The sequence below is a fragment of the Pseudomonas sp. AM14(2022) genome, from assembly GCF_036346455.1.
In the GTDB taxonomy this organism is placed as follows: Bacteria; Pseudomonadota; Gammaproteobacteria; order Pseudomonadales; family Pseudomonadaceae; genus Aquipseudomonas; species Aquipseudomonas putida_A.
On sequence record NZ_JAOTNY010000017.1, the window covers coordinates 1 to 25,418 of the forward strand.

Consider the following 25,418-nt stretch of genomic DNA (forward strand, 5'->3'; position numbering starts at 1 on the left):
TACTTAGGCAGCGAACAATTTTGCACAGTTATTTTCGAATCAGAACACTAGAATAACCCCCATCTTTTTCGGAGCCAGAGCCTTTATGTCAGATCCGGTTGACGCCCAAGGGCTGTCAGATTTACCGCTGGAAGACTTGGTGGCCTGTCATGAGTGCGACCTGCTGATGCGCAAGCCCAAGCTCGCCCATGGCGAGAAAGCACTCTGCCCGCGCTGCGGTTACGAGTTGTACGCCCATCGCCATAATGTGGTGCAGCGCAGCCTTGCCTTGGTGATCGCAGCATTATTGCTGTACATCCCGGCAAACTTTTTACCCATCATGCAACTCAATATCCTCGGACAATCTTCGCAGGATACGGTCTGGAGCGGCGTGCTCGGCTTGTTCAATACGGACATGCAGGGCGTTTCGATCGTTGTATTCCTGTGCAGTATGGCTATTCCGTTGCTGAAGTTGCTGTGCCAGTTATTCGTTTTGCTGACGATTCGATTCAACGTCGGACGCAGTTACGGCTTATTGCTCTACCGCATTTATCACCACCTCAAAGACTGGGGAATGCTCGAGGTCTACCTCATGGGCGTCCTCGTGGCGATCGTCAAACTGGCGGACATGGCGGCCATCACCGTCGGCCTCGGTCTGGCCTGTTTCATCGGCTTGTTATTGGTCCAGGTCTGGCTGGAAGTGGTGATGTCACCGCACCAGATCTGGCAGGCATTATCAGGAGAGGATGCCCATGCGGGCGATTGATGCGGGCATTCTGATCTGTACCGAATGCCATGAATTGAACAAACGGGATGCGGACACCGACGAGCAGACCTGCACCCGCTGCGGTGCGCTGGTTCACGCTCGTCGTCCGAACAGTCTGGCCCGAACCTGGGCCCTGCTGATCACGGCTGCGATTATCTACATCCCGGCCAATGTGTTGCCGATCATGACGGTCAGTTCGCTGGGGCAGGGCGATCCCAGCACCATCATGTCCGGCGTGATCCAGTTGGTGCAGCACGGCATGATCCCGATTGCCGCCGTGGTGTTCATCGCCAGTATTCTGGTGCCGACCTTCAAACTGGTGGGCATCGCACTGCTGCTGTTTTCGGTGCAGCGGCGTCAGCCGTTGTCCGCGCGGCAGCGGATCTGGATGTACCGCTTCATCGAGTTCATCGGTCGTTGGTCGATGCTCGACATCTTTGTGATCGCCATTCTGGTGGCGGTCGTCAACTTCGGCCGGCTTGCCAGTGTCGAAGCCAACCTTGGCGCCATCGCCTTCGCCAGTGTGGTGATTCTGACGATGCTTGCCGCAGTAACTTTCGATCCCCGACTAATTTGGGATAACACGGAGTCGGACGACGACCATGACTGATTTGCCTGTAGCGAAAACCCGACCGGCCTCGAACTGGTCTGCCATTTGGGTACTGCCTCTGATTGCCCTGATCATCGGTGGCTGGCTCGGCTGGCGTGCCTATAACGAAACCGGTATCGAGATTCAGGTGCGTTTCGAAAGCGGTGAAGGCATCCAGGCCAACAAGACCGAAGTGGTCTACAAGGGCATGCCGGTGGGTAAGGTGAAGACGCTCAAACTTGATGACGAGGGCAATTCCAAAGGGGTGATTGCCACCGTCGAGATGAACAAGGACGTCGAGCAATACCTCAAGACCAGCACGCGCTTCTGGCTGGTGAAACCGAGCGTGACCCTGGCCGGCATCACCGGTCTGGAAACCCTGGTTTCAGGTAACTACGTGGCCATCAGTCCCGGTGAAGGCGAGCCGACCCGCAAGTTCAAGGCGCTGGCCGAAGAGCCGCCGCTATCGGACTCCAAGCCCGGCCTGCACCTGACGATCAAGGCCGATCGCCTCGGTTCGCTGAACCGCGGCAGCCCGGTGTTCTACAAGCAGATCAAGGTCGGTCAGATCAAAAGCTACGTGCTGTCTGAAGACCAGAGCACCGTTGAGCTCAAAGTGTTCATCGAGCCGACCTACGCCAAACTGGTGCGCAAACACACACGTTTCTGGAATGCCAGCGGCATCAGCATCGACGCCAACCTGTCCGGGGTGAAGGTACGCAGCGAATCTCTGGCGAGCATCGTAGCCGGGGGTATCGCCTTCGCCACACCAGAGAATCGCAAGGACAGTCCGCCCACCGATCCAAGCCTGCCGTTCCGTCTCTATGAGGACTTCGACGCCGCCGCTGCCGGTATTCGGGTCAAGGTCAAACTCAGTGACTTCGAAGGCTTGCAGGCCGGCCGTACGCCGGTGATGTACAAGGGCATTCAGGTCGGCAACATGAAAGCGTTGAAAATCGATCCGGATCTGAACAGCGCCACCGCCGAGCTGACGCTCGATCCTCTGGCCGAAGACTATCTGGTCGAAGGCACGCAGTTCTGGGTGGTCAAACCGTCGATTTCCCTGGCCGGTATCACCGGACTCGAAGCGTTGGTGAAAGGTAACTACATTGCCGTGCGTCCGGGCGACAAAGGTGCCGCGCCGAAACGCGAATTCGAGGCGCGGCCAAAAGCGCCGCCGCTGGATCTGCGTTCGCCGGGTCTGCACCTGGTGCTGTTCACCGATGTTCTCGGTTCGATCGAAGTCGGCAGTCCGATTCTGTACAAACAGGTCAAGGTCGGTTCGGTACAGAGCTATCAGTTCTCCAAGACCAAAAAGCAAATCGTCATCGGCGTGCATATCGAGAAGGAGTACGAAAACCTGGTCAACGCGTCGACACGCTTCTGGAATGTCAGCGGCATCACCCTCACCGGTGGTCTGACAGGTGGTATTCAAGTGAAGAGCGAGTCTTTGCAGACATTGATGGCCGGCGGTATTGCTTTCGAAACACCGCAAGCCAAGGCGCCGCTGCAAAAGCGTATTCCACGCTTCCGTCTGTTCGCCAACCATGATGAAGCCAACCAGAAAGGCACGCTGGTGACGATCAAGGTCGACCGCGCCGATGGTTTGCGTCCGGGCACACCGATTCGTTTCAAAGGCCTGGATGTCGGCAAGATTGAAGACGTCGATCTGACCGACGATTTGCAAGCCGTGATGATTACCGCGCGGATCACCGAAGTACCGGAGCGCATTGCGCGGGTCGGCAGTCAGTTCTGGGTGGTCAAGCCGGAGTTGGGGCTGATCAAGACCCAGAATCTGGAAACCCTGGTCACCGGGCAATATGTGGAAGTGCAGCCGGCGGCGAAAAATCTCGGCCCGCAGAAGAACTTCGTTGCGCTGGCCAGTCCGCCGGAACTGAGCAAGCAGGAGGCTGGCTTGAGTCTGGTGTTGAGCGCCGCGCGCCGTGGCTCGCTGAAACCGGGCGTACCCGTGACCTACCGCGAAATCACCGTGGGCAAGGTCACCGGTTATGAACTGGGCCAGACTGCTGATCGCGTGTTGGTGCATATTTTGATCGAGCCGAAATACGCGCCGTTGGTGCGCAGTGGCAGCCGATTCTGGAACACCAGCGGTGTCGGTTTCGACATCGGCTTGTTCAATGGTCTGACGGTGCGCACGGAGTCGCTGGAGACGGCGATTCAGGGAGGCATTGCCTTCGCTACGCCGGACGGTGAGCGCATGGGCAACCCGGCACGGCCTGAGCAAACGTTCCCGTTGTTCGACAAGTTTGAGGATGAGTGGCTGACCTGGGCGCCGAAGATTTCGCTCGGTAAGTAATTCTGTGGTGCCTGAAGTGGCGCCATCGCGAGCAGGCTCACTCCTACAGGGGAACGCGTTCCAAATTGTAGGAGTGAGCCTGCTCGCGATAGGGCACTAAAAGTCAGCACAAATCCCCAGCCATAAAAAAGGGCCGCGATCCCAACAGATCGCGGCCCTTTTTGGTTTTCAGCTAAAGTCGATCAAACCTCATCCAGCTCCGGCTCACCGGCTTGCACATTGACGGTGGCCTTCACCACATCATGCCGGCGGATGTACTTCCAGTCCGCCTCGTCGATGTAGATCCCCGCCGGGCCGCTGCCGCCTTCCAGGTCGATGGCGACACTGGCGCAGACCTGCGGCTTCACACTCGCCAGAATCGGCACGAAGCCCAATTGCAGGCTGGTTTCCAGCAGCGCTGCCTGGTTCTTCTCGTCGATGTCCGCCGCCTCGTCGAGGTAGTACGGCAGGCGCACGCGACCGGCCAGATCGCGATCCATCAAGTGCAGCAACAAGTACATGTTGGTCAGCGCCTTGATGGTCATGGTGGTGCCGTTGGACGCCGCGCCGTCGATGTCGGTGTGAATCACCGGCTGACCGTTGACCTTGGTGATCTCGAACGCCAGTTCGAACAAGTCCTTGAGGCCGAGCTGGTTGTGGTTCGCCGCCACCAGCCGCGCCAGGTACTCCTTGGCCTCTTCGTTCTTGTTGTCCTGTTCCGCGCTTTGGCTCAGATCGAACACCGACAGGGTTTCGCCTTCTTCGTACTGACCGGCGCTGTGGATGATCTGATCGATGTGCTTGAGCGCTTCCTTGTTCGGCGCCAGGACGATGCGGAAGCTCTGCAGGTTGGACACCTGACGCTTGTTGATCTCGCGGTTGAACAGCGCCAGTTGGTGTTCGAGGCTGTCGTAGTCGCTGCGGATGTTGCGCAGGGTCCGGGCGATGTCGGTGACCGCCGCACGCCGGGCCTTGCCCAGCGTCAGGGCTTCATCGGTACGGTGCGCGTAAGCGTTGATCAGCAGCGACAGACGGCGCTCCATGTCGTCTTCGCTGTCGAACTTGGCCACGCCTTTGAGGCGTACTTGCGCGTACAGCGCTTCGATCTGACCGTCGGCGCGCAGCAAGCCCTGCCAGCTGTCCTGATAATCGTTGAGCAGCGGCAGCAGGTTGTCCATCGAATCGTCGACCGGATCCATGAACGGCGTGCCGAATGGCAGGTCCGCCGGCAGCAACTGACGGCGGCGCAGGGCGTCGTCGAGAGTGCGCTGCTTGGCTTCCATGTCGGCGATCTGCCGACCGACCAGTTGCAGCTTGGCTGACAGTTGCTGGACGCGCTCGGTGAACGCATCGCTGGAACGCTTGAGTTCGTCCTGCGCCGCTTCCATCTGCGCCAGTTGCTCAAGCTTGTCGCCTTCTTCGGCGCTCAGCGTTTGAGTGCGACGGAAATCTTCCAGGGCTTTCTGCGCATCCAGCACTTGCTGGTACAGCGCTTCGGTCTGGGTCTTGCTCGCGGCGCGGTCGGCGGCCACGGCTTGCTGAGTCTTGAGTTGCTTGAGTTCTTTTTCCAGACGCTCTTTCTGGTCACGCAGCGCGGCGCGGTCGGCCAGCGCTTGCAGAGCCGGCGGCTCGATGTGCGAGATGTCGATCGACAGCCCCGGCACTTCGAAGCGCTCGCCCTTGAAACCGTCGAGAATCAGCTCGACCGATTTGACCCACTCGCCATCCTCGTCGAGGGTGATGCCGTGCTCGCCCAGCGGCAGGCTGAACAGCGCGCTGTTGAACAGGCGCATCAGGCGCTCGACGTCCTGCTGCGAGAATTCTTCACGCAGGCGGGCGTAGCTGTTGTTGTCGGCGTGATCGAGTTGCTGCTTCACCGACTTCAGGCGTTTTTCCAGATCGCGCAGACGCTCTTCCAGATCCTCGGCGCTGAACTGCCGGGACTGTGCCAGCGCACCGGCCAGTTCGTCGTGCGCGTCCTTGGCGGCGAGCAGTTGCTGCTCCAGCACTTTGACGTCATCGACCAGCGCGAAGCGGTTCTTCAGCACCGACAACTCGCCGAGCCAGCGCTGGATGCCCGAGATTTCCCGCTCCAGGCGCATCAGTTCCTGCGTGCCACCGCGCTGATCGTTTTGCAGATCGTCCTGCTCGCGACGGTAGTGCTCGGCCTGAATCGTCAGCTCTTCCTTGCGTGCCGTGGCGTAATCCGACCAGGTGCCAAGTAACGAATCGAGCAGCGGCGACAGGCGATGCAGTTTGCCGCGCAGCACATCGCGCTGCTTCACGCCGTTGGCCAAGGCTTCGACCAGCGGCCCGGCGGCGACCAGCGAGTTGTAGTCCTGCTCCATCCGGCGCACATCGCGGAAGGCTTCTTCGCACGCGGCGATGTAGTCGACGCTGCCGGAACGCAGGCTGTGCTCGAAGGCATCGAGGAACAACTGCTTGAGCTTGGCCGCAGTGATTTCACGCATGTGCAGCAGGTTGATGAACAGCGCGCGGAAGGTCTTCAGGCTCTGCTCGCTGGTGGAGCGCAGCGGAATCAGGGTCAGATCCAGCGGGATCGAGGTGTGCCCGCCCACCAGCAAACGACGCAGTTCGTCCGGCTTGAGTTCGTAGGCTTTCAGGCCTTCTTTCTCAAGGTTGCTGAACAGTTCTTTTTGACGCAGGCAAGTGTCGTTCTTCTGGTAATGCGCCAGGTCGAGCTTGCCAGCGTAGGCGAAGAACTGGTGACCGAAACCACCGCCCGGGCCACGGCCGACCACGCCGATCACGTGCGGGCCGTGCGGTAGATTGACTTCGACGAGGATGTAACTGGTGTCGGAGGCGAAGTAGAAACGCCGCGATTGCTCCAGGCTGTACTTGCCGAAACTCATGTCCGACATGCGCGCCAGAATCGGGAACTGCAAGGCGTTGATCGACGCCGATTTCCCGAGGTTGTTCGCGCCGTAGACCGACAACGGTTCTTCCAGCGGGAACAGGCCGAGGCTGTAACCGGCGGTGTTCAAAAGGGCAAAGCGGCGGATGCCGTAGCGTTCCTGGCTCATGCATCGGACTCCTGTTCTTCGGCAATGGCGCGGGCCAGTGCGTCTTCTTCGCTCTCTTCTTCGCTCTCTTCCTCAAATTCGCTGAGATCAAGCGGATCGTCGGTCTCGAGGAATTTGGCTTCGGCTTCTTCGTCGATCAGCACCGGTGCCGGCAGCGGCAGTACGCTGTGTACGCTGGCCGCCAGATCGCGGTCCTGCTGCACCGACAAGCACACATCGAGGAAACGGTGCATCGGCGGCAGGAAACGGTACACGCCGTTTTCTTCGCCGGCGAAACCGAGCTGGGTCATGCGACGCATGATTTTTTCTTCGAGTTCTTCGACGGTCTGCACTTCGGCCTGGATGAACAGGTCGCGGTATTTGTCCAGCAACGACGGCAGCTCTTCACGGCCGAGGCTGCCACCGTCGAGCACGGCGATCGGATCGCGGCCCTGATCGGCCAGATGCTCGACGAGAATGAAGGTGAACAGCGCCAGACGCTGAGCAGTCTTGTTCACCGCCGCAGCGGCCATGTCCGGCACGAAGTAATAGAACCCACGGGTGTCGCAGACCAGTTCGAACCCCAGCGCCTTGAACAGCGTGCGGTATTGATCCTGGAAGTTCGACAGTTGCGCGTACAGTTCCGGGTCGCGACGGCTGACGTGATAGCCCTTGAACAGCTCGCGGAAGATCGGCGCCAGTTGGGACAGTTCGGATAGATCAAGATGCATTGGGGATGCTCGCAGAATCCTCGGCGGCGGAGTCGCGGGCCGAGAGCAGGGCGAAGGAGCGCAGGCTGACCTGGTGCTCGTGAGTGTGGTATTCGCGGCGTTCCAGACGCTCGCGCTTGAAGCGTTTTTCCCGCGACAGGCGCGAGAACCAGTAAAGCAATTCGTCGGTGGCGCCGTCCGGTTCCTGCTCCAGCAGCCAGGTCATCAGATCCGGCATTGGCAGGGACTCTTCGCAACGCTCGACCATCTCGCGCACGGTGCGCGGTGCACGCGGGGCATCGCCGGATTTCTGGGTCTTGTGCGCCTTGGGGAAACGCGCCGGTTTCGGCTCGAAACGCGCCAGGGCGTAGACGTAGGCTTCGACCTGACTGGCGCTGCCGAGGAAGGTGCTTTGCGGCCGGGTGAACAGCGGCATCGCCGCTTGCGGCACGGCATCGATGCCTTTGCGGCGAATCGCCGCCAGCGCCAGCGCAGCACCACGGGTCACCGCGTTGTGGCGGCGCGCTTCTTCACGCAGCGGCAGCAGCAGTTCGCGGGCATGACGCAGGGTCAGCTGGGCACTGGTCTGCATTTCGAGGATGCGTGCGTGGGTGCGCAGCAGCATGTCGTCATCGACCAGATGGCCGAGGCGCTGCTGTTCGCTGAGCATCTTCAGCAGCACGGTTTCGACCTTGCGCACGCCTTGTTCGAAGGCGCCGTCGGCGTTCACCAGATCGATCATCGGCTCGACGTATTCGTCCCAGGTCGCCAGCACTTCGGCGTAACGCTGACGCAGCGGAATCTGCCGGTCGCTGGTCTTGGCCCGTTCGGCCACGGCCACCAGTGCCTGTTCGTCGTTGTCGAGTTTCTTCAGCACATCGCGCACGCGCATGTCGAGCAAACGCAGTTGACGGGCGAGGTCGTTGCCGTCGCGCACATCGAACGCGTCCTGAATGTAGCCGGCCAGACGTTCGAGGTGGCGCAGATAGGCTTCGATCTCCAGGCACAGGCCCAGACGGTGCTCACGGCGCAGGTAGGCAAGGAAGTCGTGGATCTGCGCGTTGAGCTCGAAACGGTTCGGGCTTTTCGCCACGGGCACCAGAATGTCCAGGCGAATCCACACGTCGAGCAGGCTGGTTATGTCCTGCGGCGTGCTGTCCAGTTGTTGGGCGGCCAGTTGCGTGCGCAGTTCGTTGAGGCTCAGGGTGCCCTGGTCGAAGTGCTCGCACAGTGGCTCCAGAAGTGCCCAGTGTTCAGCGAGGGCGCGCAAGACGCGCTTGGGTTCGATCATCGGAATGGCCGGCTGGTTGGCGATTAAAAGCGGCGATTGTACTGCATCACGAGGGATGCGCTTCACTCTCGGGACGGGCTGTCGCATTCTTTGTATTAAAGAGCGTGGGTAAAGCGCCTCGTGAAAGACTATCGATCAACAACGGGCGATCTTGAGCGAAGGGCGGTAGAATCAGCACACTTTCAGTTATCCACAAGTGGCCGACCCTTTGCTTATCGAGTCCCGCCGCCGCGCCTATTTGAACGCCATGCAGGTGGTCAACTGGCTGCCGCGCACCGAATTGCCTTTCGCCGCCCCGTCGCGGCCCGAGCTGCTGGACATGCCCGAGCCTGAGCCAGAGGTGGCGCCGATGCCGGTTGTGCAGGCCGAAGCTCCGGTGCAGCCTGCCGCCCGTCCGGTCGAACGGCCGAAGATCGAAGTACCGCGCCCGTCGCTCGCCAGTACCCGCAATGGCGCCAAACCAGTGGAAGAGGTCGAAGAGGCGCCGGTTGTCGCCAAGCCCGCGCCCGTGCCGCCACCGCGTTTTGCCCTGCAATTGCTGCGCGCCGGGGCTTGCCTGCTGCTGGTCGAGTTACCCACAGGCGAAGCGTTCCAGAGCCGCGATCCGGCCTATCTGCTGCTTAAAGATATGTTGCGCGCCGCCGGTTTGCCGGATGCGCCACAAATCGTCGGCGAGCCGGTGCGCTGGCCGTGGTTGAACCGCGGCACTATGGATCAGGGCCCGGAAGCGGCGCGCGACTTTGTTCAGGGCTTCCTCTCGGTACAAATGGAAGCGGCACCCTGTGCCTGCCTGTGGCTGATCGGCCTGCCAGCGGTGCGCTTTGCCGGTGAAGCGGACGCTGAAGCGTTCAACAGTGAATTGCAGATTGAAGGCCTGGGCCTGGCATGGGCCATCCCAGGTCTGGAATTGTTAATGGAAGAGCCACAGCGCAAGGCCGCTGTGTGGCAAGCCATGCGTCGGCTGATGGCGCGCTGGAAACCATCGAATGAGTGAAGCTGTATCGTTCCGCCCGATGACCGAGGCGGACCTGGACGCGGTATTGAAGATCGAATACGCGGCGTACAGCCATCCCTGGACCCGCGGGATTTTTCTCGACGGGCTGGGTAAGTACCAAATCTGGCTGATGTTCGAAGGCCAGCAGCAGGTCGGCCACGGGGTGGTGCAGATCATTCTCGACGAGGCGCATCTGCTGAATATCACGGTCAAACCGGAGAATCAGGGGCGTGGGCTGGGGCTCACGCTGCTCGAACATCTGATGTCGCGGGCGTATGCGGCTGAGGCCCGGGAATGTTTCCTGGAAGTGCGCGACAGCAATACTGCTGCGTTCAGGTTGTACGAGCGCTATGGCTTCAACGAGATTGGCCGGCGTCGCGATTATTATCCGGCGGTGGGCGGGCGCGAAGACGCCGTAGTGATGGCCTGCACCCTGGTCGACTGATCTTGTTTAAAAGCTTCGCGAGCAAGCCCGCTCCCACATTGGTTTTGAGCCGAGTCTCAATTCCCTGTGGGAGCGGGCTTGCTCGCGAAGGCGTCCTTACAGGCAATACAGATCAGCGATTGCCATCCAGCGGATCACGCCGCGCCAGCTCCGCCTCATCCAGACCATTGCCGCCGCCGATGTCATCCTCATCAACAATGCTCAGATCCCAATCGGCCTGATTGCCCTCGCCAGCCTCTTCGGCATCGCGTGCGCCATCTTCATGAATCAGTGTTTCCGGGCTCAAGTCATCGTCGGTCGGTTCATGATCAGCCGTCGATGCACCGGTAAGCCCGGCCTCGCGCACCCGTTCAGCGGGCATCAGTTGCTCGCGTTCACGTTCCGGAATCTCGTCACCGATTTTCGCGCTGGGTTCGTCTTCATCGAAATCCAGCTCATGCACCGAGCCCATGCGGTCTTCGTTGTCATCGATGGGTTCCGGTTGCACCGCATCGAACGGACGTCGTGAATCAGTCATGGCAAATCCTCATACTGTGGGCCTTACTGAGTGGACTCACCGGGCACCCGAGAATTCCAAAGAAAAACACCTGCGGTTCTTGCGTGACCCCGACGGGCGGTCGTCTGTCATACCTGCGCATCTTTCTTGAGGCCTTAACCATGCACGACTTACAAGACCTGATTGATAACAACGAGCGTTGGGCTGACGCGATCACCAAGGAAGACCCGGATTTCTTCGCCAAGCTGGCGCGCCAGCAGACACCGGAATATCTGTGGATCGGCTGCTCCGACGCGCGGGTGCCGGCCAACGAGATCGTCGGCATGCTGCCGGGCGATCTGTTCGTACACCGCAACGTCGCCAACGTGGTGCTGCACACTGACCTCAATTGCCTGTCGGTGATCCAGTACGCGGTTGATGTGCTCAAGGTCAAACACATCCTCGTGACCGGCCACTATGGCTGCGGCGGTGTGCGCGCCTCGATGCAGGATCGCCAGTTCGGTCTGATCGATGGCTGGTTGCGCTCGATCCGCGACCTGTACTACGAAAAACGTGAAGAACTGGCCAAGCTGCCGACCGAGGAAGAGCAGGTCGACCGGCTGTGCGAGCTCAACGTCGTCCAGCAAGTGGCCAACGTCGCCCACACCAGCATCATCCAGAACGCCTGGCATCGCGGCCAGAGCCTGTCGATTCACGGCTGCATCTACGGCATCAAGGACGGTCGCTGGAAAAGCCTGAACACCACCATCAGCGGTTTCGAGCAACTGCCGCCGCAATACCGTCTGCGTCCGGTCGGGGCGGTGTAATCCCTATCAGTGCGCGTGCCACCAGTCCTGCAAAAATTCCTGGCCCTCGATCGTGGGTGGTTCATCGTAGCCGGTGATCCACCCCCGACAGCGCGGCGAGCCGCAAGTGCAGGCGAACTGTTGCAGCAAACGGTCTTCGGTGGCGGCGAAGTCGATGGTCAGGCGTTCACCCGGCTGAATGTCGCGAAGTGCCCACAGCCACAGCTCACTCATGTCCAGAAACACATTCGGATCGCAGGCGTGTTCGAGCAACCCGCAAAAGCGCGGATCGTAGAGATGGATGCCGGCCAGTAACTGGCGCGTCTGTCGACAACGATAGGGCAGCAGTTGCCCGGAAACCCGACACATCCGGGTGATGCGCAAGAACGCCCGGCGCGCCACGACTGCCGCGTGACCGTGGTGGTCGTGCACGATTTCGAAATCCTCGGTGGATGGGAAACCCAGACGCACCGGCAATCCGGCAAACGGGTAGATGCCGGGTGCGTCGCGTGGGATGTTGTGTTGATGGGCCTGATTATTCATAACGGTCCCTGTCGGCAAATGCTGCGACTTCCCTGGTCTGACGTCCTGTCAGCGCTGCAACATGTTTGGATCCAATATTCCGGTGTATCCCTCAAACTGTCTACTGTCAGATCTGACAGGCGTGATTGGCTGCTCCCCGCGTCAGCATTGACTGACACGGGAAGCTTTTTCAGCGGATCAGAGGTGTGGTGCAGGAACGGCGGTGGCCGGCAATTCGCCCTGAAGCTGTTGCAACTGGGCCTTGATTGGCGTGGTCGAGCACTTGGCGGCGGCCTGTGCCGGGGTCAGGTTGCGGATCGAGGTGTAGAACAGTTCGCAGGTCTTGCCCTTTTGCGTCACTTGCCAGGTCTGCGTGCAGCTGTTGAGCAGGGCTTTCGCATCGGTGCCCGGTTTACTGCCCATCCCGGCTTGCCAGCAAGCGGCGCTCAAGTCCTGACCCATGACCTTCAAACCGGCGGCATCGGCCTTGGCCTCATCGCCGTCATAGCTGGCCGGGTCGGCGGCGTACCAGATGTAGCTCGGATGGTTCGATCCCAGCACCGGCACGTTCACCCCCGCGCTCGGGCTGATGGTCGCCAGACCCAATACGGCCACGGTCGGGCCGTATTGCTGCTTGATCCAGTTACGCACCGGTGCCCCGAACGCGACCATCGGCAGGGTGGTGCCGGCGCTGGTCTGGCTGAACTGCTTGACCAGCGTGGTCTGATAATCCTTGAAGTAGTCGTAGACGCCCTCCAGATCACTACCTGCGTTGGACGGCGCGGCGATTGGCGCGATGTCGATGATGGTCTGATAGGCCGGCGTCTGCTCGGCCGGAATGCCGTTGACGGTCAGCAGCGTGGCCCAGCGGTCGGTGGTGTTCGAGCGCAGGTAATCCTGCGCCTGAGTCAGCGAATAGTCCGGCGGGAAGTGCAGCAGTTCGACGCTCTTGCGGTTTTCCAGGGCCATGCCCAGCGGCAGGAACAGATACCAGCTGTACGCCCATTTGCCATCGGCATTGAGCTTGCTGGCGCCGTTATAGGCCAGATCACCGGCATCGAGCAGCGCCGACAGCGGCTTGTCGTAACCTTTGGGCACGCCGCTGATCTCGGCGTAAATCTGCCCGTTATCGTTCTTCACCAAGACTTTGGCATTGCTGTAACCATCGCGCTGCACGCTCTGGCTCAGGTAATGGGCGACGGTCTGCTCCAGGGACCAGTTGCGATAACAGATCACGCTGCAATTGTTGGGGTAGGCGAAGAGGCGGGTGACGCGCTCGGTGCTGCCCAGCTTCAGGTCGACATCGGCGTGGGCAGCCGCGCTCAGGGTGAGCGCGGCGAGGGTGAGAACTGCGGGGGTAAATCCTGCGAGTTTGAACATGCTCAGATCCTTTTCAGCGTGGGTTCCCCGGGTTCGGGGCGCTTCATATTGGATCAGCCGTGTTGCACAGAGAAGCGGTCATTCACGGATTTTTGCGTCAGCCCGCAGGACGGGGTTTTCAGGCCTGAAAATGCAGGGCGTTGGTCAGATCGCCCATCGGTTTCTGGCCACGGGCGATCATTGCCTCATCGCGCTGCTTGAGGCCGTCGAGGGTTTCCAGTTGGAACACTCGGGTGATCAGGCGCAGGATCGACGCCGTGTCGTAAACCGTGTGATCCACCGTGCCTTTGCGGGCAAATGGCGACACCACCAGCGCCGGCACCCGCGACCCCGGGCCCCAGCGATCGCCCTTGGGTGGCGCCACATGATCCCACCAGCCGCCGTTTTCATCGACCGTCACGACCACCACCATGTTTTTCCACTGCGGACTTTCGCGCAGCACCTTCAGGGCGCGGACGATGTGCCGGTCGCCTGAAGCCACGTCGGCATAACCGGCGTGCATGTTCAGGTTGCCCTGCGGTTTGTAGAAAGTTACCGCCGGCAGCTTGCCGGCCTCGGCATCGGCGAAGAACTTGTTGCTGCTCGACTCATCGCCCAGGCCGGCATCGCGCAGGCGTTTGTTGCGCTCTTGCGGGTTCTCCGGGCCTTGCCGCTTGAAGTAGTTGAACGGCTGGTGGTGGTACTGGAAGTTGGGGATCTTCGGAATCCCGCCCGAGTCCTTGTACTGCTCCAGCGTCGCCTGCCAGGCGCCGGCATACCAGGCCCAGTCGACATTCTTCTTCGACAGTTTGTCGCCGATATGCTCGTGGGTCTGCGGCACCATCACATTGGGCAGATCCGGCTTGGAGTACGCCGGACGCTCCGGATCGCGAATCCACGTCGGCCAGTACGGCGGGGCGAGGGTGTTGACGCCGAAGCCGTCCGGGGTCAGCGCACTCGGGCCGAACTGCGGCGGGCCGGTCATGGCGCTGGCGGGTGACTGTTCCAGTGGCTTGAGGCGCGGGTCAGTCGGATCATCGCTTTGCAGGGCGGCGATCTGTGACTTGGCCACCGAATTGGCTACGTCCGGATAGAACGGCGCGGTGGCGCTGATCAGGTACTGGTGGTTGAGGAACGAGCCGCCGAAGGCACCCTGGAAGAAGTTGTCGCACAGCACGAATTCCTGCGCCACATCCCACAGGCGCAGCGAGTAGCGGCTCTGGGCGTAGTGCCCCATGGTCAAACCACCGGAGTCGGCCCAGGCGACAAAACCATCGTTCTTGCCGCCATTGATCTGCATCTGGTTCTGATAGAACACGTGCCACAAATCGCGGGTCACCAGACCGAACGGCAAGTCTTCGCCGTTCGGGCCCTTGAGGGCGAAAGGCGCGTTGGGCAAGTTTTCCTGAAACTGCGTGGCGCTGGGGTAGGTCACGCCATCAAGCGTTTGCGGGCCGATCTGCAGCACGCCACCCCAGACTGGCGGCAGCGTCTGCAACAGGCTGCCGTCGCGGTCACGTTGCTGGTAATCGGCAGGCTTGAGCGCCGACAGCGGCTTTTCGACACCGGGGAAATCACCGAACAGATTGTTAAAGCTGCGGTTCTCGGCGTAGATCACCACCACGGTTTTCACCTGCTCGCGCAGGGCCTTGTCCAGCTCGGCTGGCGTCAGCGGGCGCTCGACCGGTTTGCCCGGCGGGTTGCTGGCGTTACCGCAGCCGGCGAGCGTGGCCCCCACGCCGAGGACGGCAACACCGCCGAGGAAGCGGCGGCGGCTGGTGTCGGTGGGGTTGTCGGATTCAGGTGCGTCAGTGCCGTCAATCTCGTCTTTCATCTGTCAGCCCGTTCAGCTTAATTGTTTCAGTTTGTTTCGGGCGGACGCTAACAATTGAATGTGACGGTTGGGTTACAAAATGGTGCGGTGTCTACGGCCCCTCGGCACTGCTAGACTGCTGCGATATAGAAACTGGCCTGAGTGAACCATGAAGCCTTCCATTGCTCTTGATCTGCAACGAGCTGCCGTTCGTGAGGTTGTCGGCAGATTCCGTGTGGCCAATCCGCGCGTGTTCGGCTCAACGGTGCTGGGTACCGATATGGAAGGCAGTGACCTTGATCTGTTGGTCGATCCATTGCCCGGTGCCACCTTGTTTGATCTCGGCGGGCTTCAGGTTGAGCTTGAAGATTTGCTGGGCGTTACCGTCGACCTGTTGACACCGGGGGACCTTCCGCTGAAATTTCGTCAGCAGGTTCTTGAACAGGCCCGTCCCGTATGATCGAGAACCGGCTGGGCGATTACCTTGAACATATGCGTCAAGCTGCGAGCGATGCGCTGGTCTTCGTCGAAGGTCTGAGCAAGGAAGAATTCGTCGACGACAAACGGACGCAACAAGCGGTCATCATGAGCCTGGTTATCATTGGCGAGGCGGCAACCAAAATAATGGATCGGTTTCCGGAATTCGCGGCTCAGAACACTCAAACTCCCTGGCGCAGCATGCGCGGGATGCGTAACCGGATCGCTCATGGCTACTTCGACATCAATCTGGATGTCGTCTGGGACACGGTTCAGGTTGCTTTGCCTGAGCTGTTGAGATTCCTGCCCTGCGAGCAACATTGATTGCACCTGCCATGAGGCAGGTGCAACCTCGTCAATCTACGGCATCACCGGCGGCGTATACGCCAATGTCGTCCCCAGCACCCACAGCAAGAACAGCACCAGCGGCGTGTGCACCAGCAATTGCACGAACGAGAAGCCGATCAGGTCGCGCGCCTTCAGGCCGAGCACGCCCAGCAGCGGCAACATGTAGAACGGGTTGATCAGGTTCGGCAGGGCTTCGGCGGCGTTGTATATCTGTACCGCCCAGCCGAGGTGGTATTGCAGATCGTTGGCGACTTGCATCACGTACGGCGCTTCGATGATCCACTTGCCGCCGCCGGACGGGATGAAGAAACCGAGAATCGCCGAGTACACGCCCATCAGCAACGCGTAGGTGTCGTGGGAGGCGATGCTGACGAAGAAGGTCGAGATGTGATGCGCCAGCGTCTGCGCATCGGCGCCTTTGACCGTGGTCAGCAGCGCGGCGATCGAGCCGTACAGCGGGAACTGGATCAGCACGCCAGTGGTGGTCGGCACCGCGCGGGCCACCGCATCGAGGAAGCTGCGCGGACGCCAGTGCAGCAGGGCGCCGAGCATGATGAACAGGAAGTTATAGGTGTTCAGCCCGGAAATCGCGGTGATCGCCGGTTTGCTCGAGAACTCGTGGAACAGCCAACCGGCCGCCAGCGACACCAGCAAAATGATCAGCAGCGGACTGTGCTCCAGCCATTCGCCGGGCCGGGTGCGCGGTTGCAGCGGTGGCAGGTTGAACGCCGGGTCGATGCCGCAATCCTTGGCGTCGCGCGCAGAGTTCGGTCCGGGCGCGGTGGCGTAAGCAACGATGATCGAAATCACGATCAGCGCCAGCAGCATGGCGCCGGACTGCCAGAGGAAGATGGTCTGGGTGAACGGAATCACCCCGGTGATCGACAGGATCGCCGGCGGCAGGCTGGCCGGGTTGGCCTGCAGTTGCGCTGCTGACGATGACAGGCCCAGCGCCCAGACCGCGCCCAGGCCCAGATACGCCGCTGCACCGGCCGCGCGGTAATCCATTTTCAGATCGGTGCGGCGGGCGAGGGCGCGCACCAGCAAACCGCCGAACACCAGCGACAGGCCCCAGTTCAACAGCGAGGCGACCATCGAGATCAGCGCGACCCAGGCCACGGCAGAGCGGCCGTTTTTCGGGATGCGCGCCAGTTTGTCGATCAGCTTGACCGCTGGCGGCGAACTGGCGACGACGTAGCCGCCAATCACCACGAAGGCCATTTGCATGGTGAACGGGATCAGGCTCCAGAACCCGTCGCCGAACGCCATCGCGGCATCGGTGGGTTTGGCGCCCATGGCCAAAGTGGCCAGCGCGACAATGATCACCGCCAGTGCGGCGAATACCCAGGAGTCGGGGAACCAGCGTTCGGCAAAGCTTGAACAGCGCAAGGCAAAGCGCGCAGAGCGGCTATCTTCGATATCAACGGCCACAGGGAGTACCTCGGATTTTTATGGTTATTGTGGGTCTGCAGGGCGATAAGTGCTTTGGTGGGAGCGGGCTTGCTCGCGAATGCGTTGTGTCAGTCGACGCTGATTTGACTGACACACCGCATTCGCGAGCAAGCCCGCTCCCACCGGTTTTCACCAGGTGCGGCTGGAGACTGGTCTAAACAGTAAATCAAGCCAGGCTGTTTTGTGAGCTGGTTTTGCGAAACCGGGACTATGGTCTAACGGGTTGTCCCCAGGCAGATTTGCGTAGACCATGGGCGCCTTGGTTTTTTGCCTGCCAGAGTTCTTTGCCATGACTGCCCAATCCACAGCGCGACCGGCGCCGTTCAGCCGTTCCGACTACAAGACCCTCGGCCTTGCGGCCCTCGGCGGGGCGCTGGAGATCTACGATTTCATCATTTTCGTGTTCTTCGCCCTGACCCTCAGCCAATTGTTCTTCCCGCCGGAAATGCCCGAGTGGCTGCGTCTGCTGCAAAGCTTCGGGATCTTTGTCACCGGTTATCTGGCGCGCCCGCTGGGCGGAATTCTGATGGCGCATTTCGCCGATCGTCTGGGCCGGAAAAAGGTTTTCAGTCTGAGCATCCTGATGATGGCGCTGCCGTGCCTGCTGATCGGGATCATGCCGACGTATGCCCAGATCGGTTATTTCGCGCCGCTGCTGTTGCTGGCGCTGCGCATCCTGCAAGGCGCGGCGGTGGGTGGGGAAGTTCCGAGCGCCTGGGTGTTCGTCGCCGAGCACGCGCCTGCCGGGCATCGCGGTTACGCGCTGGGCTTTTTGCAGGCCGGGTTGACCTTTGGTTACTTGATTGGCGCGCTGACCGCGACGTTCCTCGCGCAGGTGTTCACCCCGGCGGAAATCCTTGATTACGCCTGGCGTTATCCGTTCCTGCTCGGTGGTGTGTTCGGCGTGATCGGTGTCTACCTGCGCCGCTGGTTGAGCGAAACCCCGGTGTTTATGGCCATGGAAGCCCAGCGTGAAGCGCGGGTCGAACTGCCGCTGCGCACGGTGCTGCGCGAGCATCGTCTGGCGATGTTGCCGGCGATGCTGCTGACCTGTGTGCTGACGTCGGCGGTGGTGGTGTTCGTGGTCATCACCCCGACCATGATGCAGAAAACCTTCGGCATGAGCGCCAGTCACACCTTTGCCCTGAGCGCGTTGGGCATTGTCTTCCTCAACATCGGCTGTGTGATTGCCGGGTTGCTGGTCGACCGCATCGGTGCCTGGCGCACGGTCATGCTTTATAGCCTGCTGCTGCCGTTGGGCATTGGTGTGCTTTATAGCTGTCTGATCATGGGCGGCAATTGGGTGGGGCTGGCGTATGCCATCGCCGGTCTGGCCTGCGGTGTGGTCGGCGCGGTGCCATCGGTGATGGTCGGACTGTTTCCGGCGCGGATTCGCGTGTCGGGCATCTCCTTCACCTACAACATTGCCTACGCCGCGTGGGCGAGCATCACACCGCTGTTGCTGATTGGTCTGATGCCGTGGAGTCCGTGGATCTGCGTGATGTTCTGTGCGGTGATGGGCGCAGTCGGCATTGTCAGCGCGGCGTATTTCGGTTCGCGCATGAGCAGTGTCGGGCGCCAAGCCGTGGCGCCCTGTTCCTGACGAGTGTCAAGTCAGCCAGTGCCACCAGAGCAACGTCCCGGCCAGTCCTACCACCGAGACAATGGTTTGCAGGATCGACCAGACCCAGATGGTCTGTTTGAGTTGCAAGCCAAAGTACTCGCGAACCATCCAGAAGCCGGCGTCATTCACGTGGCAGAAGAACACGGAGCCGGCGCCAATCGCCAGCGCCACCAGTGAGCTTTGCGTCGCGGCGAGCCCCGCCATCATCGGCGCCAGAATCCCCGCTGTCGTCGTGGTCGCGACGGTCGCCGAACCCGTAGCCTGACGCAGTGCCACGGCAATCAGCCAGGCCAGCAGCAGGTAGGGCAGGTGCGCACCTTCGGCGACTTTGCTGATGGTCTGGCTGACACCGGCGTCCAGCAAGGTCTGCTTCAAGCCGCCGCCAGCGCCGATGGTCAGAAGCAACACGGCAATCGGCGCGAGGCTTTTACGCAGGGTGCCGCCGACCTGTTCGCGCGGCATGCCGTTGGCCCAGCCGAGGCAGATCACCGCCGCTATCACCGCAATGCCCAGCGCCACCAACGGTTCGCCGAGGAACTTCAGTGTCAGGGCGACGCTGCTTTCGGGGGGCATCGCGACTTTGGCCAGGGTGCTGCCGAGCATCAGCAGCACCGGCAACAGAATGATCAGCAGCGACAGGCCGAAGCTCGGCTGGCGCGGCGCTTTCGGCGGGGCGCTGAACAGTGCGCCGAGCTCTGCCGGCTCATCGACGTGCATGCGTTTCGACAGCCAGTTGCCGTACAGCGGCCCCGCCAGAATCACCGCCGGAATCGCGATGCTGAAGCCCAGCAACATGGTCAGCCCAAGGTCGGCATGCAATGCGCTGACCGCGATCAGCGGCCCGGGATGCGGCGGCATCAGTGCATGCAGGGTGGTCATCCCGGCCAGCGCCGGAATGGCGATTTTCAACAATGGCTGACCCGAGCGACGGGCCATGACGAAGATGATCGGCACCATCATCACCAGCCCCACTTCGAAGAACAGCGGCAGGCCGATCACCATCGCCACCAACGCCATGACCCACGGCAGGGACTTGCCTTTGCCCAGCCCGAGCAGCGTCGAGGCGATACGGTCGGCAGCGCCGGACTCGGCCATCAGTGCGCCAAGCATCGAACCCAAGGCAATGATGATCCCCGCTTCTCCGAGAATCGCCCCGGCGCCTTTGCTGAACGCCTTGGCCACGTCTTCTGGTGGCAGACCGGCGCCGACACCGGCAATAAAAGTGCCGATCAGGATCGAGAGAAAAGGTGGAAGTTTGGTGGCGCTGATCAACACGATAATCGTCGCAATCGCCAGTAGGCAGCAAAGAATCAGGCGGGTGTCATGCACCATCCAGGCAGCGGTCGATAAATCCAAAACGGCACTCCTTATCGGGCGGTTACCTGCAACATGTTGTTGCAATTTTTACCGAGAATACCTGAAGTGGCCGGGCCAGAGCGGCGGCTTTTGTAACCGGTCTGCGCGGTGATAGTCAGAGCAATGGCCTATTGAGATTATTTTTGACTGACCGGTCTCAAACGCTCTTCAGAAAAGTTTTCCAAGGCCGATGGTTAAGCTGCATCCCGCTTTCTACCCTGCCTATCGGTACTTTCCCATGTTCAACAACCGCCTCAAGCAAGAGCTGGCCACTCTTCGTGAAGAACTCTCCAGCCTGCTGCAGGTGAAGGAAAGCCTGGAAAGCGAGATGCTGGTGCTGACTCTGGAACCTGATGGCCGGATTCAGTCGGTCAATCAGAACTTCCTCGGCGAGATGCTCTACAAGAGCCAGGATCTGGTGGGGCGCGCCATTGATGACATCGTTCCGGCGCACGTGAAGGCCGACGACTTTCATCATCGTTTCAAGGCCGCACTGACCCGTGGCGAACATTTCGCCGGAGCCGTGCGCCTGTTGCGTGGTAATGGCGAAGAGGCGTGGCTGCGCTCCATCGTGCAGCCGGTGCGCTCTTCGGACGGGCGGATCAAGCATTTCTCGATCTTCTCCAGCGACCTGACCCGCACCATCGAAGCCTCCCGCGAACACGAAAACCTGATCGGCGCGTTGGTGCGTTCGACGGCGGTGATCGAGTTCGACCTCAATGGCAATGTGCTGAATGCCAACGAGCGCTTTCTGCAGGGCATGGGTTACAGCCTGGCGCAGATCAAAGGCAAACATCACCGGATGTTCTGCACCCCTGAGGAATACAACAGCGCCGAGTACCAGAATTTCTGGCGTCGCCTGAACAACGGCGAATTTGTCGCCAACCGCTTCAAGCGGGTCGACAGCCATGGTCGTACGGTGTGGCTGGAGGCGTCCTACAACCCGGTGGTCGATGCCAACAACAAACTGTACAAAGTGGTGAAGTTCGCCACGGTGATTACCGATCAGGTCAACCGCGAACAAGCGGTTGCCGACGCGGCCAGCATTGCTTACAGCACTTCGCAGCAAACCGACAGCACTGCGCAACGTGGCACCACGGTGGTCACCGAGGCAGTGAATGTGATGCGTGATCTGTCGCGCCACATGCAGGCGGCCGGTGAGGGCATCGAGGCGCTGAACGAGCAGTCGCAGGTGATCGGTACCATCGTCAAAACCATCAGTGGCATTGCCGAACAAACCAACCTGCTGGCGCTCAACGCCGCCATCGAGGCGGCTCGCGCTGGGGAACAGGGCCGGGGCTTTGCGGTGGTGGCCGACGAAGTGCGGCAACTGGCCTCGCGCACCAGTCAGGCGACCGAAGAGATCGTCACTGTGGTGCGGCAGAACCAGGAAATGGCGCGCAACGCCGTGGCCCTGATGACCGATGGCAAGCTGCAGGCCGAGCAGGGCCTGGCGCTGGCGGCGGAAGCGGGCACGGTGATCGTCGAGATCCAGGACGGCGCGCAGAAAGTGGTGGATGCGGTCGGCCAGTTTGCCAATCAACTGTCTAACTGACCTGTACTAAACCCTGTAGGAGTGAGCCTGCTCGCGATATCGGTCTGACATTCAACATCCATGTTGATTGAACTACTGCGATCGCGAGCAGGCTCACTCCTACAGTTGAAGATGGCGCTACAATCTTCTCCTTTTTCCCCGGAGCAGATCCCCATGAGTGCTTCCCACCGCCGCCCGGTGCCCCTGAACAAAGCCTATCGTCTGCTCAATCACGGGCCGACCGTGCTGGTCAGCGCTGCCCATGACGGCCAGCGCAACATCATGGCCGCCGCCTGGGCGATGCCGCTGGATTTCGAACCGCCGAAAGTTGCGGTCGTCCTCGACAAGTCCACCTGGACCCGCCAGTTGCTCGAAGCGTCCGGCACTTTTGTGCTCAACGTGCCGTGCGTCAATCAGGCTAACATCGTGCAAACCGTCGGCAATACCTCGGGTCTGGAGATCCAGCAGAATCAGGGGCAGGACAAGTTTCAGGCTTATGGCCTGCAAACCTTCGCCGGTGAAACCGTTGAGGCGCCGTTGCTCGAAGGCTGCGTGGCCTGGCTCGAATGCCGCTTGCTGCCGGAGCCGCGCAACCACGAGCAGTACGACCTGTTCCTCGCCGAAGTCATCGCCGCCCAGGCCGATGAGCGGGTGTTCAGCGACGGGCGCTGGCATTTCGACGGGCATGATGGCTTGCGCACGCTGCACCACGTGGCCGGCGGGCATTTCCTGACGATTGGCGATGCGGTGGACGGTAAAACCCTGCCGCTGTGACCTGCATCTGATGGAAAACGCGCGCCGGATGTAGCAAGGTGTGGGGCATTGTCGAACCAATCAGGCGCTCGCCCCATGGACCTTTCGCTTTCCAGCTATCTCGCCCCGTTGCTGTCGCTGGCGCTGTTGTGGACGGTCGCGGTGGTCACCCCCGGCCCGAACTTTTTCAACATCGCCCAATTGGCGGTCAGCCGCTCGCGCCGTCATGGTGTGGTCGCGGCGCTCGGCGTCGCCAGCGGAACCGTGCTGTGGGGCCTGGCCGGCGGTTTGGGTATTCAGACCTTGTTCAGCGCGGCGCCAACCCTGTACCTGAGCTTCAAGATCGCCGGTGGCTGCTACCTGATCTGGCTCGGCCTCAAGCAGTTCAAACGCAAAGCGCCGATTGCCGCCGGTACGCTGGATGAGTCGCAACAGACCCTGCTCGGCGCCTACGGGCGAGGCTTTCTGGGCAACATGACCAACCCCAAGTCGGCACTGTTCGTCGCCACCATCTTCGCCACCGCGATGCCGGCCCACGTCCCGCCGCTACTGCTGACGCTGGCCGTGCTGACCATGGCCACGCTGTCGTTCAGTTGGTATTGCAGCGTCGCGCTGTTCTTCGCCAGCCGCCGAATCGCCAGTGTTTACGAGCGTTCACGGCAATGGCTGGATCGCTTGGCCGGTGGTTGTTATCTGCTGTTTGGGGCGCATCTGGTGGCTAATCGCTGAGCCGGGTGATATTGCGCGTTAAACCCGTTGCATAAAAAAGGCTTACCTCGCGGTAAGCCTTTTGTTTTTCCTGCGTAACCTCAATCCCCCAACGCTTCCCCCTCACGCCGTGGATCCGCGCCACCTTCCAGCGAGGCTTTCCCTTGCGCATCCTTGACCCGCACGATCGCCTGCGTGCCGCTGGTCATGTCGATTTCATTCACAACATGTCCCTTATCCTTCATCGCCTGAATCAACGCCGGGCTGAACTGGCCTTGTTCCAGTTCGGTCGGGCCGTTGCGGCTGCCGAAGTTGGGCAGGCTGATGGCGCTTTGCGGGTCGAGGTTCCAGTCGAGCAGGCCGACGGTGGTCTTGGCCACGTATTCGATGATCTGCGAACCGCCCGGCGAGCCGACGCTGGCGAGGAATTCGCCGCTGTTGCGGTCGAAGATCAGCGTCGGCGCCATCGACGAGCGTGGGCGTTTGCCGGGTTCGACGCGGTTGGCGACTTTCTGCCCGTTCTCTTCGGGGATGAACGAGAAGTCGGTCATCTGGTTGTTCAGCAAAAAGCCCTGCACCATCAGGTGCGAGCCGAACGCCGCTTCGATGGTGGTGGTCATCGACACCGCGCCGCCCAGATCATCCACGGCGACCACTTGCGAGGTGGAGATGCGCAGCGGCGAGCGATCCGGCGCGTAGGCCACCTGCACGCCTGGCGGTGTGCCCGGCTTGGCGCTGCCCATGCTGCGTTCGCCGATCAGGCTGGCGCGGCTGGCGAGGTAAACCGGGTCGACCAGGCCTTTGACCGGCACCGGGACGAAGTCGGTGTCGGCGACGTATTGCGCACGGTCGGCGTAGGCCAGGCGTTCGGCTTCTGCGATCAGGTGCACGGCTTGCGGTGCCGGTTCGATGCCGGCGGGTTTGTCGGTTTTCACCGGTTTGAGCGGTGTTAGCGACAGACGCGGGTCGCGGCTTTCCAGCGCCTGCAAGGTGCCGAGAATCTGCGCCACGGCGATCCCGCCCGACGACGGCGGCGGCATGCCGCAGACCTGCCAGCGCTTGTAGTCGGTGCACAGCGGCGCGCGCTCCTTGGCCTGATAGTGCTGAAGATCATTCAGCGACAGGCTGCCGGGGTTGGCGTGGCCCTGCACTTTGGCGACGATCTCTTCGGCAATCGGGCCTTTGTACAGCGCGTCCGGGCCTTCGTTGGCGATGCGCTTGAGCACGGCGGCCAATGCCGGATTCTGCAGACGAGTGCCGATGGCTTTGACGCTGCCGTCGCGGTTGAGGAAGTAGGCGGCCATGTCCGGCGATTTACGGATTACCGGGTCGGATTCCAGCAGCGAATGCAGGCGCGGTGAAATCGCAAAGCCCTGCTCGGCGAGTTTGATCGCCGGTTCGAACAGCGTGGCCCACGGCAGGCGACCGTGTTGTTTGTGTGCCATTTCCAGCGCACGCAGCACGCCCGGAGTGCCCACCGAGCGCCCGCCGATCTGCGCCTGCGGGAATGGCATCGGTTTGCCGTCGGCCTGCAGGAACAGCTTCTCGCTGGCACCCGCCGGGGCGGTTTCGCGTCCGTCGTAGGTGCGCACCTGTTTGCCGTCCCACAACACAATCATCGCACCGCCACCGATCCCGGAGGATTGCGGTTCTACCAGAGTCAGCACTGCTTGCATGGCAATCGCCGCGTCGATGGCCGAACCACCCTTGCGCAGCATCTCGCGACCGGCCTCGGCGGCCAGCGGATTGGCGGCAGCGGCCATATGTTGACTGGCGTGGCGAGTCTGCAGATCGGTGCGGTAACCGGAAGCGGCCTCCGGCGCCAGCGGCAAGGTCGAGGAGGGCGGGGCGTTGCACGCGGTGAGGGTCAGGGCGCTGATGATCAGCGTCAGGGCAGGCAGGCGAAAGCGGCTCAGGGGCAGGGCTGGAAACACGTGGGGCTCTCCGTCCGTGGGGTGAAAGGTCTGACGGACTTTATCGACCGCTCGGTCGCGACGCAAACCGGTGGGCATTTTTGTCTTTCTTTTCCGGGCGGATGTTCGCTAGGGTCAAACTCAATAGAACGACCGCAAATATCCCCCTGTAGGAGTGAGCCTGC

Annotated in this window: 21 protein-coding genes and 2 pseudogenes; 13 read left to right on the top strand and 10 right to left on the bottom strand. The window is 61.2% G+C overall.

The window, feature by feature from the left end; all coding sequences use genetic code 11:
* Nucleotides 1-85 precede the first annotated feature (85 nt).
* The 3 genes from V3W27_RS24655 to V3W27_RS24665 are packed head-to-tail and all read left to right on the top strand — an operon-like array spanning nt 86 to nt 3,651.
* Nucleotides 86-745: a paraquat-inducible protein A gene (locus V3W27_RS24655; protein ID WP_027612261.1), complete on the top strand. Its 660-nt coding sequence runs from the start codon at nt 86-88 to the stop codon at nt 743-745.
* Nucleotides 732-1,355 (top strand): paraquat-inducible protein A, encoded by a 624-nt coding sequence (locus tag V3W27_RS24660; RefSeq protein ID WP_027612260.1) that lies wholly within the window; start codon nt 732-734, stop codon nt 1,353-1,355. The genes V3W27_RS24655 and V3W27_RS24660 overlap by 14 nt, the downstream gene beginning before the upstream one ends.
* On the top strand, nt 1,348-3,651 hold the full coding sequence (locus tag V3W27_RS24665) for a PqiB family protein (RefSeq protein WP_330207763.1): 2,304 nt from the start codon (nt 1,348-1,350) through the stop codon (nt 3,649-3,651). Before V3W27_RS24660 ends, V3W27_RS24665 begins: the two co-directional genes overlap by 8 nt.
* 182 nt (nt 3,652-3,833) lie before the next feature.
* On the opposite strand, the gene mksF is transcribed toward V3W27_RS24665, so the two are convergent.
* From mksF to mksB, 3 genes are read right to left on the bottom strand one after another with little or no spacing between them, the layout of a single operon-like run.
* Nucleotides 3,834-6,674, bottom strand: coding sequence for an Mks condensin complex protein MksF (mksF, locus tag V3W27_RS24670; protein ID WP_150368456.1), 2,841 nt, complete (start codon nt 6,672-6,674; stop codon nt 3,834-3,836).
* Nucleotides 6,671-7,384: an Mks condensin complex protein MksE gene (gene mksE, locus V3W27_RS24675; RefSeq protein ID WP_115987819.1), complete on the bottom strand. Its 714-nt coding sequence runs from the start codon at nt 7,382-7,384 to the stop codon at nt 6,671-6,673. Before mksE ends, mksF begins: the two co-directional genes overlap by 4 nt.
* Nucleotides 7,374-8,654, bottom strand: a complete 1,281-nt coding sequence (gene mksB, locus V3W27_RS24680) for an Mks condensin complex protein MksB (protein ID WP_003228202.1) — start codon at nt 8,652-8,654, stop codon at nt 7,374-7,376. Before mksB ends, mksE begins: the two co-directional genes overlap by 11 nt.
* A 247-nt stretch (nt 8,655-8,901) precedes the next feature.
* Here mksB and V3W27_RS24685 point away from each other — a divergent pair, with 247 nt between their 5' ends.
* Entirely contained in the window at nt 8,902-9,648 is a 747-nt protein-coding gene (locus V3W27_RS24685; RefSeq protein ID WP_330207788.1) for an energy transducer TonB, read from the top strand.
* A complete protein-coding gene (gene rimI / locus V3W27_RS24690) occupies nt 9,641-10,093 on the top strand; it encodes a ribosomal protein S18-alanine N-acetyltransferase (protein ID WP_115987822.1) in 453 nt (150 codons plus the stop codon). The genes V3W27_RS24685 and rimI overlap by 8 nt, the downstream gene beginning before the upstream one ends.
* A 112-nt stretch (nt 10,094-10,205) precedes the next feature.
* Here rimI and V3W27_RS24695 read toward each other — a convergent pair whose 3' ends face one another.
* Nucleotides 10,206-10,610, bottom strand: coding sequence for a hypothetical protein (locus V3W27_RS24695; RefSeq protein WP_027612254.1), 405 nt, complete (start codon nt 10,608-10,610; stop codon nt 10,206-10,208).
* A 140-nt stretch (nt 10,611-10,750) separates the two neighbouring features.
* Here V3W27_RS24695 and can point away from each other — a divergent pair, with 140 nt between their 5' ends.
* On the top strand, nt 10,751-11,395 hold the full coding sequence (gene can, locus V3W27_RS24700; RefSeq protein ID WP_095190641.1) for a carbonate dehydratase: 645 nt from the start codon (nt 10,751-10,753) through the stop codon (nt 11,393-11,395).
* Nucleotides 11,396-11,401: 6 nt separating this feature from the next.
* Here the strand turns inward: can and V3W27_RS24705 are convergent, their stop codons facing one another.
* From V3W27_RS24705 to acpA, 3 genes are all read right to left on the bottom strand, one after another.
* Entirely contained in the window at nt 11,402-11,917 is a 516-nt protein-coding gene (locus V3W27_RS24705) for an SET domain-containing protein-lysine N-methyltransferase (protein WP_330207764.1), read from the bottom strand.
* Nucleotides 11,918-12,094: 177 nt separating this feature from the next.
* Nucleotides 12,095-13,276 (bottom strand): hypothetical protein, encoded by a 1,182-nt coding sequence (locus tag V3W27_RS24710; RefSeq protein ID WP_027612252.1) that lies wholly within the window; start codon nt 13,274-13,276, stop codon nt 12,095-12,097.
* Nucleotides 13,277-13,394: 118 nt separating this feature from the next.
* The gene (gene acpA, locus V3W27_RS24715; protein ID WP_330207765.1) at nt 13,395-15,089 is read right to left on the bottom strand and encodes an acid phosphatase; all 1,695 of its coding nucleotides are present in this window, start codon (nt 15,087-15,089) and stop codon (nt 13,395-13,397) included.
* Nucleotides 15,090-15,237: 148 nt separating this feature from the next.
* On the opposite strand from acpA, the gene V3W27_RS24720 reads away from it, so the two are divergent.
* Both V3W27_RS24720 and V3W27_RS24725 read left to right on the top strand, forming a co-directional pair.
* Nucleotides 15,238-15,528, top strand: coding sequence for a nucleotidyltransferase family protein (locus V3W27_RS24720; protein WP_103368563.1), 291 nt, complete (start codon nt 15,238-15,240; stop codon nt 15,526-15,528).
* A complete protein-coding gene (locus V3W27_RS24725; protein ID WP_095136792.1) occupies nt 15,525-15,869 on the top strand; it encodes a HepT-like ribonuclease domain-containing protein in 345 nt (114 codons plus the stop codon). Before V3W27_RS24720 ends, V3W27_RS24725 begins: the two co-directional genes overlap by 4 nt.
* 36 nt (nt 15,870-15,905) lie before the next feature.
* On the opposite strand, the gene V3W27_RS24730 is transcribed toward V3W27_RS24725, so the two are convergent.
* Nucleotides 15,906-17,324 (bottom strand): short-chain fatty acid transporter, encoded by a 1,419-nt coding sequence (locus V3W27_RS24730; protein ID WP_330207766.1) that lies wholly within the window; start codon nt 17,322-17,324, stop codon nt 15,906-15,908.
* Nucleotides 17,325-17,634: 310 nt separating this feature from the next.
* On the opposite strand from V3W27_RS24730, the gene V3W27_RS24735 reads away from it, so the two are divergent.
* Nucleotides 17,635-18,948: an MFS transporter gene (locus tag V3W27_RS24735; RefSeq protein WP_330207767.1), complete on the top strand. Its 1,314-nt coding sequence runs from the start codon at nt 17,635-17,637 to the stop codon at nt 18,946-18,948.
* 6 nt (nt 18,949-18,954) lie between these two features.
* Here the strand turns inward: V3W27_RS24735 and V3W27_RS24740 are convergent, their stop codons facing one another.
* On the bottom strand, nt 18,955-20,325 hold the full coding sequence (locus tag V3W27_RS24740) for a GntT/GntP/DsdX family permease (protein WP_330207768.1): 1,371 nt from the start codon (nt 20,323-20,325) through the stop codon (nt 18,955-18,957).
* A 328-nt stretch (nt 20,326-20,653) separates the two neighbouring features.
* Between V3W27_RS24740 and V3W27_RS28305 the strand changes: the two are divergent.
* The 4 genes and pseudogenes from V3W27_RS28305 to V3W27_RS24755 form a co-directional block, all read left to right on the top strand.
* Nucleotides 20,654-21,340, top strand: a pseudogene (locus V3W27_RS28305) (PAS domain-containing protein); the annotation flags it as partial.
* Between the two features lie 102 nt (nt 21,341-21,442).
* Nucleotides 21,443-21,880: pseudogene (locus V3W27_RS28310) on the top strand (methyl-accepting chemotaxis protein); the annotation flags it as partial.
* Nucleotides 21,881-22,033: 153 nt separating this feature from the next.
* Nucleotides 22,034-22,633 (top strand): flavin reductase family protein, encoded by a 600-nt coding sequence (locus V3W27_RS24750; RefSeq protein ID WP_330207769.1) that lies wholly within the window; start codon nt 22,034-22,036, stop codon nt 22,631-22,633.
* Between the two features lie 75 nt (nt 22,634-22,708).
* Nucleotides 22,709-23,341 carry a LysE family translocator gene (locus V3W27_RS24755; RefSeq protein ID WP_103368559.1) on the top strand — a complete coding sequence of 211 codons (633 nt, stop codon included), beginning with the start codon at nt 22,709-22,711 and terminating at the stop codon, nt 23,339-23,341.
* A gap of 80 nt (nt 23,342-23,421) precedes the next feature.
* Here the strand turns inward: V3W27_RS24755 and ggt are convergent, their stop codons facing one another.
* Entirely contained in the window at nt 23,422-25,254 is a 1,833-nt protein-coding gene (gene ggt / locus V3W27_RS24760) for a gamma-glutamyltransferase (RefSeq protein ID WP_330207789.1), read from the bottom strand.
* Between the last annotated feature and the right edge of the window lie 164 nt (nt 25,255-25,418).